This window comes from Streptomyces sp. S4.7 (genome assembly GCF_010384365.1).
Classification (GTDB): domain Bacteria; phylum Actinomycetota; class Actinomycetes; order Streptomycetales; family Streptomycetaceae; genus Streptomyces.
The window spans coordinates 6761094-6774131 of record NZ_CP048397.1 but is presented as its reverse complement, the minus strand read 5'-3'; the positions used below and the strand labels follow the sequence as shown (position 1 = coordinate 6774131).

11 protein-coding genes and 1 pseudogene are annotated in these 13038 nt (G+C 72.3%); 9 read left to right on the top strand and 3 right to left on the bottom strand.

Features of this window, described 5'->3' with window-relative positions; genetic code table 11:
* The first annotated feature begins 336 nt into the window (after positions 1-336).
* The 4 genes and pseudogenes from galE to idi all read left to right on the top strand — a co-directional run bounded on the left by galE (position 337) and on the right by idi (position 4133).
* Positions 337-1320, top strand: coding sequence for a UDP-glucose 4-epimerase GalE (gene galE, locus SSPS47_RS30030; protein WP_147876315.1), 984 nt, complete (start codon positions 337-339; stop codon positions 1318-1320).
* A 147-nt stretch (positions 1321-1467) separates the two neighbouring features.
* Entirely contained in the window at positions 1468-2409 is a 942-nt protein-coding gene (locus tag SSPS47_RS30025) for a cation diffusion facilitator family transporter (RefSeq protein WP_164253669.1), read from the top strand.
* Positions 2410-2639: 230 nt separating this feature from the next.
* A pseudogene (locus SSPS47_RS30020) lies at positions 2640-3395 on the top strand (class I SAM-dependent methyltransferase); the annotation flags it as partial.
* Positions 3396-3539: 144 nt separating this feature from the next.
* On the top strand, positions 3540-4133 hold the full coding sequence (gene idi, locus SSPS47_RS30015; RefSeq protein WP_164253667.1) for an isopentenyl-diphosphate Delta-isomerase: 594 nt from the start codon (positions 3540-3542) through the stop codon (positions 4131-4133).
* Here the strand turns inward: idi and SSPS47_RS30010 are convergent.
* On the bottom strand, positions 4108-4638 hold the full coding sequence (locus tag SSPS47_RS30010; RefSeq protein WP_164255172.1) for an ATP-binding protein: 531 nt from the start codon (positions 4636-4638) through the stop codon (positions 4108-4110). The two genes, idi and SSPS47_RS30010, sit on opposite strands and share 26 nt — an antisense overlap.
* 235 nt (positions 4639-4873) lie before the next feature.
* Between SSPS47_RS30010 and SSPS47_RS30005 the strand changes: the two genes are divergently transcribed.
* The 4 genes from SSPS47_RS30005 to SSPS47_RS29995 all read left to right on the top strand — a co-directional run bounded on the left by SSPS47_RS30005 (position 4874) and on the right by SSPS47_RS29995 (position 9376).
* On the top strand, positions 4874-5641 hold the full coding sequence (locus SSPS47_RS30005) for an enoyl-CoA hydratase-related protein (RefSeq protein WP_164253666.1): 768 nt from the start codon (positions 4874-4876) through the stop codon (positions 5639-5641).
* Between the two features lie 133 nt (positions 5642-5774).
* On the top strand, positions 5775-6638 hold the full coding sequence (locus SSPS47_RS30000) for a hypothetical protein (protein WP_164253665.1): 864 nt from the start codon (positions 5775-5777) through the stop codon (positions 6636-6638).
* An 81-nt stretch (positions 6639-6719) separates the two neighbouring features.
* The gene (locus SSPS47_RS36075; protein WP_275405179.1) at positions 6720-6851 is read left to right on the top strand and encodes an LPFR motif small protein; all 132 of its coding nucleotides are present in this window, start codon (positions 6720-6722) and stop codon (positions 6849-6851) included.
* Between the two features lie 116 nt (positions 6852-6967).
* The gene (locus SSPS47_RS29995) at positions 6968-9376 is read left to right on the top strand and encodes a Tex family protein (protein WP_164253664.1); all 2409 of its coding nucleotides are present in this window, start codon (positions 6968-6970) and stop codon (positions 9374-9376) included.
* Positions 9377-9731: 355 nt separating this feature from the next.
* Here the strand turns inward: SSPS47_RS29995 and SSPS47_RS29990 are convergent, their stop codons facing one another.
* Positions 9732-11375: an ABC-F family ATP-binding cassette domain-containing protein gene (locus SSPS47_RS29990; protein WP_164253663.1), complete on the bottom strand. Its 1644-nt coding sequence runs from the start codon at positions 11373-11375 to the stop codon at positions 9732-9734.
* Positions 11376-11416: 41 nt separating this feature from the next.
* Positions 11417-11932, bottom strand: a complete 516-nt coding sequence (locus SSPS47_RS29985) for a TrmH family RNA methyltransferase (RefSeq protein ID WP_164253662.1) — start codon at positions 11930-11932, stop codon at positions 11417-11419.
* 154 nt (positions 11933-12086) lie between these two features.
* Here SSPS47_RS29985 and SSPS47_RS29980 point away from each other — a divergent pair, with 154 nt between their 5' ends.
* The gene (locus tag SSPS47_RS29980; protein ID WP_164253661.1) at positions 12087-13037 is read left to right on the top strand and encodes an FAD-dependent oxidoreductase; all 951 of its coding nucleotides are present in this window, start codon (positions 12087-12089) and stop codon (positions 13035-13037) included.
* Position 13038: the final 1 nt, after the last annotated feature.

Below are 13038 nucleotides of genomic sequence, written 5' to 3'. Positions count from 1 at the left end.
CACTCCTTGACACTGACAGGGCGGACGCGCGGCGGCTGTGCCCGGAATCCGGGCCGACGGCACGTCGGCAGAGGCTATCGGATGAACGGAAGCCTGAGTTCACTGCCCGTTCACGCGCCGGACGCCGCGAGCCGGGCCAATTCCGGCCCGCCGGGAGATCATCATTGTCGATCGGTGCCCCGCCTCACAAACCGTGGCCGTCAGGGACCCGCGGGGGTCCCGTAAGACATATCCGACTCCACACGGTCTGCACCGTCGAAGCCGCGACCGGCGGGTGAACGTCCGGTAACCGTACGACAGCCGGGGCGGCCCGGCGGCAGGCTCTAAAGTGACGGCATGACTTGGCTGATCACAGGTGGAGCGGGGTACATCGGGGCGCATGTGGCGCTGTCCATGACCGGGGCGGGAGAGCGGGTCGTCGTCCTCGACGACGTCTCGTCCGGAGTCCCGGACCGGCTGCCCGCCGAAATCCCCCTGGTGCGCGGCTCGTTGCTCGACCGGGAGGTCGTGGACCGGGCACTGGCCGACCACGCGGTGACCGGTGTGGTGCATCTCGCGGCCAAGAAGCAGGTCGGTGAGTCGGTCGAGCGGCCGCTCGCCTACTACCGGGAGAACGTGCACGGCCTCACGGTGCTGCTGGAGGCCGTGGTCGACGCCGGGGTTGAGCGGTTCCTGTTCTCGTCGTCGGCGGCCGTGTACGGCGTGCCCGACGTGGAGCTGATCACGGAGAAGACCCCGGCGGTGCCGATCAATCCGTACGGGGAGACGAAACTCACGGGCGAGTGGCTGGTACGCGCCACGGGCCGGGCCCACTCGCTGTCCACCGCGTGCCTGCGCTACTTCAACGTGGCGGGGGCGGCGCGGCCCGATCTGGCGGACACCGGGGTGTTCAACATCATCCCGATGTTCTTCGACCGCGTCTCGCGCGGTGAGCCGATGCGGATCTTCGGCGCGGACTATCCGACGCCGGACGGCACCTGCGTACGGGACTACATCCATGTCGCGGATCTCGCCGACGCCCATCTGGCGGTCGCCCGGCGGCTGGCCGAACCGGATGCACCCGGGGACCTGACGTACAACATCGGGCGCGGCGAAGGCGTGTCGGTGCGCGAGCTGGCGGATCTGGTGGCCGAGGTCACCGGTCACACGGTCCCCCCGGTGGTCGAGTCCCGCCGGCCGGGCGACGCGGCGAAGGCCGTCGCGTCGGTCGGTTCGATCACCGCGGACCTGGGCTGGACGGCGCGGCACGGGGTACGCGAGATGGTCGAATCGGCGTGGGAGGGATGGCGGCTCCGCCATCCGGAGCCGACCGCGCACTGACCCGTTAACGATCTTGGCACTTCGCTGACCTGCGACCATTCCCGCAGGTCAGAGGGAATGACAACGGTGTTCAGTGCCGTGTTGCTCCATACCCCCCACCCGTAGTTCACTGGCCGCATCGGCTCGAACGATCCGGGAGGCATCCGCATGGGGGCTGGGCACGATCACGGGCACACGCACGGCGGCGCGCCACCGCCGGGGACCGCCACGGCCGCCTACAAGGGACGGCTGCGGATCGCGCTGGGGATCACTCTGTCGGTGATGGTCATGGAGATCATCGGCGGCATCGCGTCCGACTCCCTGGCGCTGATCGCCGACGCCGCGCACATGGCGACGGACGCGGTCGGTCTCGCCCTGGCACTGCTCGCCGTCCACTTCGCCGGCCGTCCGTCGACGAGCAACCGTACGTTCGGGCTCGCCCGCGCCGAGATCCTGGCCGCGCTCGCCAACTGTGTGCTGTTGCTGGGTGTCGGCGGGTTCCTGCTCTTCGAGGCGGTCGAGCGCTTCATCACCCCCGCCGACAGCAAGGGCGGGCTCACGATCGTCTTCGCGGCCGTCGGCATGGTCGCCAATCTGATCTCGCTCTCCCTGCTGATGCGCGGGCAGAAGGAGAGCCTCAATGTGCGCGGGGCGTATCTGGAGGTGCTGGCCGACACACTCGGCTCGGTCGCCGTCCTGATCTCGGCGACGGTCATCCTGACCACCGGCTGGCAGGCGGCCGACCCGATCGCGTCCCTGGTGATCGGTCTGATGATCGTCCCGAGGACGGTGAAACTGCTGCGCGAGACGCTGAACGTGCTGCTGGAGGCGGCCCCCAAGGGCGTGGACATGGCCGAGGTCAGGGCGCACATGGTGGCGCTGCCCGGGGTGGCCGACGTGCACGACCTGCACGCCTGGACGATCACCTCGGGGATGCCGGTGCTCTCGGCGCACGTGGTGGTGGACCAGTCCGTACTGGACAGCGTCGGGCACGAGAAGATGCTCCACGACCTCCAGGGCTGTCTCGGCAGCCACTTCGACGTGGAGCACTGCACCTTCCAGCTGGAGCCGGTGGGGCACGCCGAGCACGAGGCGAATCTCTGCCACTGAGGGCGGGGCGGTAATCCGATGGGAGCGCCCCGCGGAGCCCTGTTAGAGTCCCGGCCGGAGACTGCCGGTGTCTCCCGGAGTGGTGAGAGGAGCTGAGGTTGATGACCGTCGCGATGGAGGTCGCCTCGCGCGGCACACGGTCCTTGCCCAGCTTCCGGGCTGCCGGCTGACCGGTCGCACCACACCGGTCCCGCGTCGGCCGGAGCCCCTTCACACAGAGGGTTCTCACGTTGTCCGACAACGACGCACAGCACGCGCACGACGGATCGGCCGACGCCTTCTTCTCCCTGCACCACGGTCTGCCCCGGCAGGGGCCGGGCTCCGAGGCCACCACCCGGCGGCTGCTCTCCTTCGCGGGGCCGCTGCCGTCCCGTCCGCGCGCGCTCGACCTGGGCTGCGGTCCCGGCAGGGTGTCGCTCCTGCTGGCCGCGGAGGCCGGCGCGCACGTGACCGCCGTCGATCTGCACGAACCGTTCCTGGACGAGCTGCGGCACGCCGCCGACGCCCGAGGGCTCGGTGGATCGATCAGCACGGAGCCGGCGGACATGGCCGAACTCCCCTACCCGGACGGGTCGTTCGACCTGCTGTGGGCGGAGAGCTCGATCTACTCCATCGGCTTCGACAACGGCCTGGCCCGCTGGCGGCGGCTGCTGGCACCCGGCGGCACGCTGGTCGTCACCGAGTGCGAGTGGACGGCGGCCGAGCCGAGCGCCGAGGCGCGGGCCTTCTGGGACGAGCAGTACCCGCTGCGTACGACCGGGGAGAACTCGGCCGCCGCCGTCGCCGCCGGGTACACCGTGCTGGAGGTGTATCCGCAGCCGGAGAGCGACTGGGACGAGTACTACGGGCCGCTCGGCGAGCGGGCCGACTCCGCCGACCCGCGGGCGCCCGGCATGGCGCGGGCGCTGGCCCTGACGCGCGCGGAGATCGCGATGCGCCGCGAGCACGGCACGGAGTACGGGTACACCGGCTACGTCCTGCGGCCGGACCGGGCACCGGCCGGGTAACGGCATCCGTGTCCGCCCCCGCGAAGCACATCGCGGGGGCGGACATGCCCGTTTCGCGGAAGTGGGGACAAGGCGCTCTCGTACGGCAGACTTGAGGGCCGAGGACCGAAGCGAAGGATGGCTATGCCGACCACACCTGTCACTGCGGCGAGCAGCTCGCCGAACGGCGTACAAGAATCGATCATGCTGGAGCTGGTCGACGAGGACGGCAACACCATCGGCACGGCCGAGAAGCTCGCGGCACATCAGGCGCCGGGCCAACTGCACCGGGCGTTCTCCGTGTTCCTCTTCGACGAGCAGGGCAGGCTGCTGATCCAGCGCCGCGCGCTCGGCAAGTACCACTCCCCCGGCGTCTGGTCGAACACCTGCTGCGGGCACCCGTATCCGGGCGAGGCGCCCTTCGCGGCCGCCGCGCGCCGTACGTACGAAGAGCTCGGCATCTCGCCCACGCTGCTCGCCGAGGCCGGGACGGTCCGCTACAACCACCCGGACCCGGAGTCCGGGCTGGTCGAGCAGGAGTACAACCACCTCTTCGTGGGGCTCGCGCAGGGGGCGCTGCGGCCGGATCCGGCGGAGATCGGTGACACGGCGTTCGTCACACCGGACGAGCTGGCCGAGCGGCACCGGTCGGCTCCGTTCTCCGCCTGGTTCATGACCGTGCTGGACGCGGCGCGCCCGGCGGTCAGGGAGCTCACGGGGTCGGCCGGGGGCTGGTAGCGCCCTCCCGGACCTCACGGGCTTCCCCGACCTCACGGGCCGGCACCGCCGCGGCGTCGGGCGTCAGCGGGAGCAGCACCCAGATGATCTTCCCGCCGCTCGCCGTGTGCTCGACGTCGTAGGTGCCGCCCGCCTCCAGGGTGATCTCCCGGACGAGCAGCAGACCGCGCCCGCCGGTCTGCCCGTAGTCCCGCTCCAGCGCCTTCGGCCGGTACGGGTGGTTGTCCTCCACGGAGACCCGGATCCAGTCGGCGGCGATGGCGACCTCCACCGCGACCTCGGGCGACAGCAGGGCCGCGTGCCGTACGGCATTGGTCACCAGCTCCGAGACGATCAGCAGCAGCCCCTGCACGAGGTCCTCGGACACGGGGGCGCCCTGACGCTCCAGCAGGTCGCGTACGGCGCGCCGCGCCTGCGGCACGGAGATCTCGATCGAGGGGGCCGTGAACCGCCAGACCCCCTCGTACGGAAGCGGTCCGGCCGGGACTCTCCCGGGGCTCTCCACCACCGCGCACCCACCCTCGGTTCCGCAGCGCTCCGACGCGCTGTTCTTCGGATGCAGAGTCTTGGGAACACGGCCGCACCGACAGCCTCACTGAACAGAAGTCAGCGCCTATCGACCAATTGTGCCCAGGTCCGTTCGACCGTGCCTGACGACTGACCGGCGAAGACGCTTTCCCGCCCTCTTCTTTCCGGACCTTCCGGATCACGGGTCGTCGCGCCCCGATAGCATCCGGCGCATGGAGCGCACCGAGACCGCGACGCCACGCCTGGTCAGCGCCGTCGCCGACGGGGTCGCCACCGTGACCATCACCCATCCCGCCAAGCACAACGCGCTCACGGCGGACATGTGGCGGGCGCTGCCCGATGTGCTGGCCCGGATGGCGGCCGATCCCGCCGTACGGGCCCTGGTGCTCACCGGCGCCGGTGACTCCTTCAGCGCGGGCGCCGACATCGGGACGCTGCGCGAGCCCGGTGACGCGATACAGGATCTCAGCGTGCGGGCCGAGGAGGCGCTGGCCGCGTTCCCCAAGCCGACGCTGGCAGCCGTACGCGGCTACTGCGTGGGTGGCGGCGCCCAGTTGGCCGTCGCCTGCGATCTGCGGTTCGCGGAGGAGGGCGCGCGGTTCGGGGTCACGCCGGCGAAGCTCGGTGTCGTCTACCGCTCGTCGTCCACCCGGCGGCTGGTCTCGCTGGTCGGCCCGTCGACCGCCAAGTATCTGCTGTTCTCCGGGGAGTTGATCGAGACCGGGCGGGCGCTGCGGGCCGGTCTGGTGGACGAGGTGCTCGCACCGGGCCAACTGGCCAAGCGGGTCGCCGAGTTCACCCGGGTGCTGGCCGCCCGTTCGCAGCTGACGCAGGCGGCGGCGAAGGAGTACGCGACGGGCCGCGAGGACCGGGACGCGTACTGGGACGAGCAGGCGCGCGGCAGCGGGGACCGCGCGGAGGGCGTGGCTGCGTTCCTGGAGCGCAGGACGCCGCGCTTCGAGTGGACGGTCCGGGACTGAGCCCCGGCTTCCGCCCTCGTGGGGCTCCCTCGTGGGGCTCCCTCGCGGGGCTCAGTCGTGGGGCCGTCGTGCGGCGGAGCCGTTTCGCGCCCCGGGGTTCCCGGCGTACCGACCAGTCGGTAACGTACCGGGCATGACGACTCTCGCCCCGCGCGCCGGACGCCGCTGTCACAACTCCGTCAATCCGCTCCACTCGACGGTCTACTTCTCCCCGGACCTCGACAAGGAGCTCGCCGGAGTAGGCATCGACGACCCGAGGGCCGCGTACTTCGCCGGGCGCGGCGCCGCGATGGGCGCGGTCGGACCCGGTGTGATCGCCGCCGCCTTCTACAACTTCAGCTACGACCTCGTCGCCCGGCACGTCCCCGCCGTCTGGCGCGTCGCCTCGCCCGAGACCGTGCTCGACGCCCGGCTGCGCGCGGTCGACTCCACCCTGCGGCGCGTCCTCGGTGAGGAGGCCGTCGCGTCGGACGAGATGGCCGAGGCGGCCCGGCTCGCGCTGCGCGCCACCGAGGCGTGCACCCGGCACGCCCGCCCGCTCTACGCCGCGCACGCCGACCTGCCGGTGCCCGAGCAGCCGCACCTGGCCTACTGGCACGCGGCGACACTGCTGCGCGAACACCGCGGCGACAGCCACCTCGCCGCGCTGCTGTCCGCCGGGCTCGACCCGGTCGAAGCGCTCGTCAGCCACACGGCGACCGGCAAGGGCATGTCGCCGCGCTGGGTGCTCGGCACCCGGGGCTGGCACCGTACGGACTGGGACGCGGCGGCCGGCCGGCTGCGGGAGCGCGGGCTGCTGGACGGGGCGGGCGAGCTGACCGGGGCGGGGACCGCGCTCCGCGCCGAACTGGAGGAGCACACGGACCGGCTCGACAGCGCCCCGTACGAGCATCTGGGCGCCGACGGGGTGGAGCGGCTGACCGAGCTGGCACGCGGATTCCTCATGGCCGCGGCCGGCGCCGGCGCCTTCCCGGACGATCTCATCGGGAAGGGCTGACGTTTGCGAGGACGGTGAGCGGCAAACCGGAGAGTGCGGGTCGGCAAGGCAGACCCGCACAGCTACCAGGAGGTTTCTCTCATGCGTGCCATCGCAGATGCACTTCGCGCCGTCGGTGGAGCCGTCGCCACCGTGGTCACGCTGCCGTTCCGGCTCGTCGCCAAGCTGTTCGGCGGCGCCTCGCGCGGCGGTGGCCGCGCCCGCCGCGTCTGACGCGTCGCACCACGCCACGACGTCCCCGTATCGAGAGGGCGCGCGACACGGCACCCGGCCACCCGGCACAATGCAGGCACAAGCACAGCCAGCACGAGAGCCGAGTCGGGGAGAACGTGACGACGTCCATCGAAGGCAGGATCGCCGAGGAACTCGGCGTACGCGAGCGGCAGGTGAAGGCGGCCGTCGAGCTGCTGGACGGCGGATCGACCGTGCCGTTCATCGCCCGCTACCGCAAGGAAGCGACCGAGATGCTCGACGACGCGCAACTGCGCACGCTCGAGGAGCGGCTGCGCTACCTGCGTGAACTCGAAGAGCGCCGGACGGCGATCCTGGAGTCCGTACGGGAACAGGGCAAGCTGGACGAGGCTCTGGAGGCGCGGATCCGGGCCGCCGACACCAAATCGCGGCTCGAGGACATCTATCTGCCGTTCAAGCCCAAGCGGCGTACGAAGGCGCAGATCGCCCGCGAGGCCGGTCTCGAACCGCTCGCCGGCGGCCTGCTCGACAATCCGTCGGTGGAGCCCCTGACCGCCGCGGCCGCGTTCGTCGACGCCGACAAGGGCGTCGCCGACGCCGCCGCCGCGCTGGACGGCGCCCGTGCCATCCTCACCGAGCGCTTCTCCGAGGACGCCGACCTCATCGGTGAGCTGAGGGAGCGCATGTGGACGCGCGGCCGGCTCACGGCGAAGGTCCGTGAGGGCAAGGGCAACGCCACCGAGGGGCCCGCCGCCAAGTTCGCGGACTACTTCGACTTCGGCGAGCCCTTCACCGCGCTCCCCTCGCACCGCATGCTCGCGCTCTTCCGGGGCGAGAAGGAAGAGGTCCTGGACCTCAGCCTGGAGCCGGAGGCCGCCGACGCCGACGAGCAGCCGGGCCCCAGCGGTTACGAGAACATGATCGCCCGTCGCTTCGGCGTCGCCGATCGTGGCCGGCCCGGCGACAAGTGGCTCGCCGACACGGTGCGCTGGGCCTGGCGCACCCGGATCCTCGTGCACCTCGGTATCGACCTGCGCCTTCGGCTGCGCACGGCCGCCGAGGACGAGGCGGTACGGGTCTTCGCGTCGAACCTGCGTGATCTGCTGCTGGCCGCGCCCGCGGGCACCCGCGCCACGCTCGGGCTCGATCCGGGCTTCCGTACGGGCGTGAAGGTCGCCGTGGTCGACGCGACCGGCAAGGTCGTCGGCATCGACACGATCCATCCGCACGTCCCCGCGAACAGGTGGGACGAGTCGCTGGCGAAGCTCGCGCGGCTCTGCGCCGAGCACTCCGTCGAGCTGATCGCCATCGGCAACGGCACGGCGTCCCGCGAGACGGACAAGCTGGCGGGCGAACTGATCGCGAAGCACCCGGAGTTGAAGCTCACGAAGGTGATGGTCTCGGAGGCGGGCGCCTCCGTGTACTCCGCCTCCGCGTTCGCCTCCCAGGAGCTGCCCGACCTCGACGTGTCGATCCGCGGCGCCGTCTCGATCGCCCGGCGCCTCCAGGACCCGCTCGCCGAGCTGGTCAAGATCGACCCCAAGTCCATCGGTGTCGGCCAGTACCAGCACGACCTGTCCGAGGTGAAGCTCTCGCGCTCGCTCGACGCCGTCGTGGAGGACTGTGTGAACGGCGTCGGTGTCGACGTCAACACCGCCTCGGCGCCGCTGCTCTCGCGGGTGTCCGGTATCGGCGCCGGCCTCGCCGCCGGCATCGTCTCCCACCGCGACTCCAACGGGCCGTTCCGCTCGCGGCGGGCGCTGAAGGACGTGGCGCGGCTGGGGCCGAAGGCGTACGAGCAGTGCGCGGGCTTCCTGCGCATCCGGGACGGTGAGGATCCGCTGGACGCGTCGTCCGTCCACCCGGAGGCGTATCCGGTGGTCCGCGCCATGGTGAAGACGACGGGCAGCGATGTCGCGGCGCTGATGGGCAACGCGGGGGCGCTGCGCTCGCTGCGCGCCGCCGACTACGTGAGCGACGCGTTCGGGCTGCCGACCGTCACGGACATCCTGCGCGAGCTGGAGAAGCCCGGGCGGGACCCGCGACCGGCGTTCAAGACGGCGACGTTCAAGGACGGTGTCGAGAAGATCGGCGATCTCACCGCCGGGATGGTGCTGGAGGGCGTGGTCACGAACGTCGCGGCGTTCGGGGCGTTCGTGGACGTCGGCGTGCATCAGGACGGTCTGGTGCACGTGTCCGCGATGTCGAAGACGTTCGTGAAGGACCCGCGGGACGTGGTGAGGCCCGGCGACGTGGTGAAGGTGAAGGTGCGGGAGGTCGACATCCCGCGGAAGCGGATCTCGCTGACGCTGCGGCTGGACGACGACACGGAGAGCGGTGGCGCGGCCTCCGGCGATGGCGACCGGGCGCCGCAGCAGCGTCGCGGCGGTGGCGGCGGTGGCGGTAGGCAGCGCGGGTCGGGCGGTGGTGACCGGGGCGGTGACCGCGGCGCGAAGCGCCAGGCGCCGTCGAAGCAGCAGTCGAAGCCGGCACCGGCGAACAGCGCGATGGCCGACGCGCTGCGGAGGGCGGGGCTCGGCGGCTGAGCGCGACCGGGCGGGCTCCCACCGGCCGGTGGGAGCCCGCCCGTGGCGTCGGCGGACACGCCGGGGGCCGGGGCGACGCGATCAGGGCCATGGGCTCGGGACCGCCGGAATCGCCGAGCGAACCCCCACCCGCCGGTGACTCGACCCAAGCCGCCCGCAACCACGCCGGGGGCCAGGCACCCCCTGCGACTACACGGCGACGCGACCACGACCACGGACACGGGACCGCCGGAATCGCCGAGCGGGGGCCCGGGCCGTGTCCCGCCCGGCGCGCGACGCCCGGACGCTCTCTCCGTAGCCCCCGAGGGGTACGGGAGGCGCCCCTGGCCCTACGGGGGCTCGCGTCGGCTGGGCCTCAGATCTCGGTCACCTTGCCCGCCGCGACCTCGATCCGCCGTGTCGTCCGGACGGACCCCAGCATCCGGCGGTCGTGCGTGACCAGCAGCAGTGTGCCCTCGTAGGAGTCGAGCGCCGACTCCAGTTGTTCGATCGCCGCCAGGTCGAGATGGTTCGTCGGCTCGTCCAGGACCAGCAGGTTCACTCCCCGGCCCTGGAGCAGCGCGAGGGCCGCGCGGGTGCGTTCGCCCGGGGAGAGCGTCGTCGCCGGGCGCAGCACGTGCGCCGCTTTGAGGCCGAACTTGGCGAGCAGGGTGCGGACTTCGGCCGGTTCGGTGTCCGGTACGGCCGCGCAGAACGCCTCCAGCAGGGTCTCCGTACCGTGGAACAGCGCGCGGGCCTGGTCGACCTCGCCCACCACCACACCGGAGCCGAGTGAGGCCGCTCCGGCGTCGGGTGACAGCCTTCCCAGCAGGAGCGCCAGCAGTGTGGACTTGCCCGCGCCGTTCGCGCCGGTGATCGCGACCCGGTCCGCCCAGTCGATCCGGAGCGAGGCGGGCCCGAAGTGGAAGTCGCCGCGCCGGACTTCGGCACCGTTGAGCGTCGCGACGACCGACCCCGAGCGCGGGGCCGACGCGATCTCCATCTGGAGCTCCCACTCCTTGCGGGGCTCGTCCACGGCCTCGGCGTCCAGGCGTTCAATCAGGCGCTGGGTCTGGCGGGCCTTCGCGGCCTGCTTCTCCGTGGACTCGGACCGGAACTTGCGGCCGATCTTGTCGTTGTCGGTGGCCTTGCGACGCGCGTTCTTGACGCCCTTGTCCATCCAGGAGCGCTGCGTCTGGGCCCGGCCCTGGAGGGCCGAGCGCTTGTCGGCGTACTCCTCGTACTCCTCACGGGCGTGCTCCCGGGCCCGCTCGCGCTCCTCCAGATACGCGGTGTAGCCGCCGCCGAAGAGGTTGACCTGCTGCTGCGCCAGGTCGAGTTCGAGGACCTTGGTGACGGTGCGGGTGAGGAATTCGCGGTCGTGGCTGACGAGGACGGTGCCCGCGCGCAGACCCGTCACGAAGGATTCGAGACGTTCGAGCCCGTCGAGGTCGAGGTCGTTCGTCGGCTCGTCCAGGAGGAAGACGTCGTAACGGGAGAGCAGCAGGGACGCGAGACCGGCGCGGGCGGCCTCGCCGCCGGAGAGCGCGGTCATCGGCTGGTCGAGACCGACGGTCAGACCGAGGGTCGCGGCGACCTCCTCGGCGCGCTCGTCGAGGTCGGCGCCGCCGAGCCCCAGCCAGCGCTCCAGGCCCACGGCATACGCGTCGTCGGCGCCGGGCGCGCCGTCGACGAGCGCCTGGGTGGCGGCGTCGAGGGTGGCCTGGGCGTCGGTGACGCCCGTGCGCCGGGCGAGGAAGTCCCGTACGGACTCGCCGGGGTGGCGCTCGGGCTCCTGCGGGAGGTGGCCCACGGTGGCGGTGGGCGGGGAGAGGCTCAGCGCCCCGTCCTCCGGCGTGTCGAGCCCGGCGAGCAGCCGGAGCAGGGTCGACTTCCCGGCTCCGTTGACCCCGACGAGCCCGATCACGTCACCGGGCGCGACGACGAGGTCGAGCCCGGCGAAAAGTGAGCGGTCGCCGTGTCCTGCGGCGAGATTCTTGGCGACGAGAGTGGCAGTCATCAGACCGTCGATTCTAGGGGTTGGAAGAGTGGGGACCGTGGTCACAGCAGGCCGGCCAGTCTGTAGAGGGCCAGGCTGCCGGCGACGGCGACGTTGAGGCTGGCGCCGGTGCCGATCATGGGGATCTCCACGCAGGTGTCCAGCAGGTCGAGTGCTTCGGGCGGGATGCCCTGCTGTTCGTGGCCAAGCACCATCACGGTGCGCCGCCGGGCGGCGGGCAGGTCCGCCAGGCGCACGGCCTCGTCGGCGAGTTCGACCCCGACGACGTACGTGCCCCGCTCACGCTGCCGGGCGAGCCAGCCGAGCGGATCGCCGGTCCAGTGGACGCACGGGGGTCTGCGCAGGGTGTTGCCGCGCGCCAGTGCCTCCGGGACCCAGGGGAACCGCGGGAGGGCGAGGCACGCGCCGACGGCGTCGCAGGTACGGGCGAGGGTGCCGAGGTTGGCTCCGTGCAGGGGCCACAGAGGCGCCGCGTAGAGGTGGTCCCAGCAGGAGTGAGCGCGTGGGCGGCGGCTGCGGCGCAGTTCGCCCGGGGTTCGGGGGCGGATCGCGGTCATCGGCGCGAGGCCGTCGGCCTCCGGGGCTCTGAAGTCGTGTGGTTCACGGTGTACGGCGATTCGCGGCTCGCCGGGGCCATCGTCGGTTGGGTCGAGGATCGCTCGTGGTGTACGGGGATGTCCACCGGATTCCGCCTCGGCTACCGTCCCGGTCATGAGTGACACGGTGATCGTCGTCGGTGGCGGGGTTGTCGGGCTGACGAGCGCCGTCGTGCTCGCCGAGCGGGGGCGGCGGGTGCGGGTGTGGTCGCGGGAGCCCGCAGCGCGGACCACGTCGGCGATGGCGGGCGCGCTGTTCTGGCCGTACCGGATCGACCCCGCCGAGCTGGTCGGCCCGTGGTCCCTGCGGTCGCTGCGCGAGTACGTCGCGCTGGCGCGCGATCCGGCGGCGACCGGCGTACGCGTCATGGCGGGCCTGATGACCGACACCCCCCTCGCGGGCCTGGGGAGTTGGGCGAGCGAGCTGCCCGAGGCGCGGGAGGCGCGTGCCGATGAGCTGCCCGACGGCTGCGGCCGGGCGCTTCGCGCCCGGCTCCCCCTGATCGACATGCCCGCGCATCTGCGGTACTTGGAGGAGCGGCTGCGCGCCGCCGGCGGGAGCGTGGAGCGGCGTACCGTCGGCGGTTTCGACGAGGCGGCGGCCGAGGCGCCCGTCGTGCTCAACTGCTCGGGGCTCGGCGCCCGCGAGCTGGTGCCCGACGCGTCGGTGTTTCCGGTGCGCGGGCAGCTCGTGGTGGTCGAGAACCCCGGGATCGACGAGTGGTTCGTGTCGGCCGGCGAGGACACCGCCGGTTCGACGTATCTGTTCCCGCAGCCGTACGGTCTGGTGCTCGGCGGGACCGCCGACGAGCACGTGTGGGATCCGCTGCCCGATCCGGGCACCGCGGCCGCGATTGTCGAGCGGTGTGCCGCGCTGCGCCCGGAACTGCGGGGCGCGCGGGTCCTCGCGCACCGGGTGGGGCTGCGTCCCGCGCGGCCCCGCGTGCGCGTCGAGGCGGTCCGGCTGCCGGGCGGGGCGAGGCTGGTGCACAACTACGGCCACGGTGGCGCGGGCGTCACCGTGGCCTGGGGCTGTGCGGAGGAGGCCGCCCGGCTCGCGGGATGAA

Coding starts and splice junctions, on each gene's coding strand:
- galE (WP_147876315.1), top strand. CDS start 337: ATGACTTGGCTGATCACAGGTGGAGCGGGGTACATCGGGGCGCATGTG.
- SSPS47_RS30025 (WP_164253669.1), top strand. CDS start 1,468: ATGGGGGCTGGGCACGATCACGGGCACACGCACGGCGGCGCGCCACCG.
- idi (WP_164253667.1), top strand. CDS start 3,540: ATGCCGACCACACCTGTCACTGCGGCGAGCAGCTCGCCGAACGGCGTA.
- SSPS47_RS30005 (WP_164253666.1), top strand. CDS start 4,874: ATGGAGCGCACCGAGACCGCGACGCCACGCCTGGTCAGCGCCGTCGCC.
- SSPS47_RS30000 (WP_164253665.1), top strand. CDS start 5,775: ATGACGACTCTCGCCCCGCGCGCCGGACGCCGCTGTCACAACTCCGTC.
- SSPS47_RS36075 (WP_275405179.1), top strand. CDS start 6,720: ATGCGTGCCATCGCAGATGCACTTCGCGCCGTCGGTGGAGCCGTCGCC.
- SSPS47_RS29990 (WP_164253663.1), bottom strand. CDS start 11,375: ATGACTGCCACTCTCGTCGCCAAGAATCTCGCCGCAGGACACGGCGAC.
- SSPS47_RS29985 (WP_164253662.1), bottom strand. CDS start 11,932: ATGACCGCGATCCGCCCCCGAACCCCGGGCGAACTGCGCCGCAGCCGC.
- SSPS47_RS29980 (WP_164253661.1), top strand. CDS start 12,087: ATGAGTGACACGGTGATCGTCGTCGGTGGCGGGGTTGTCGGGCTGACG.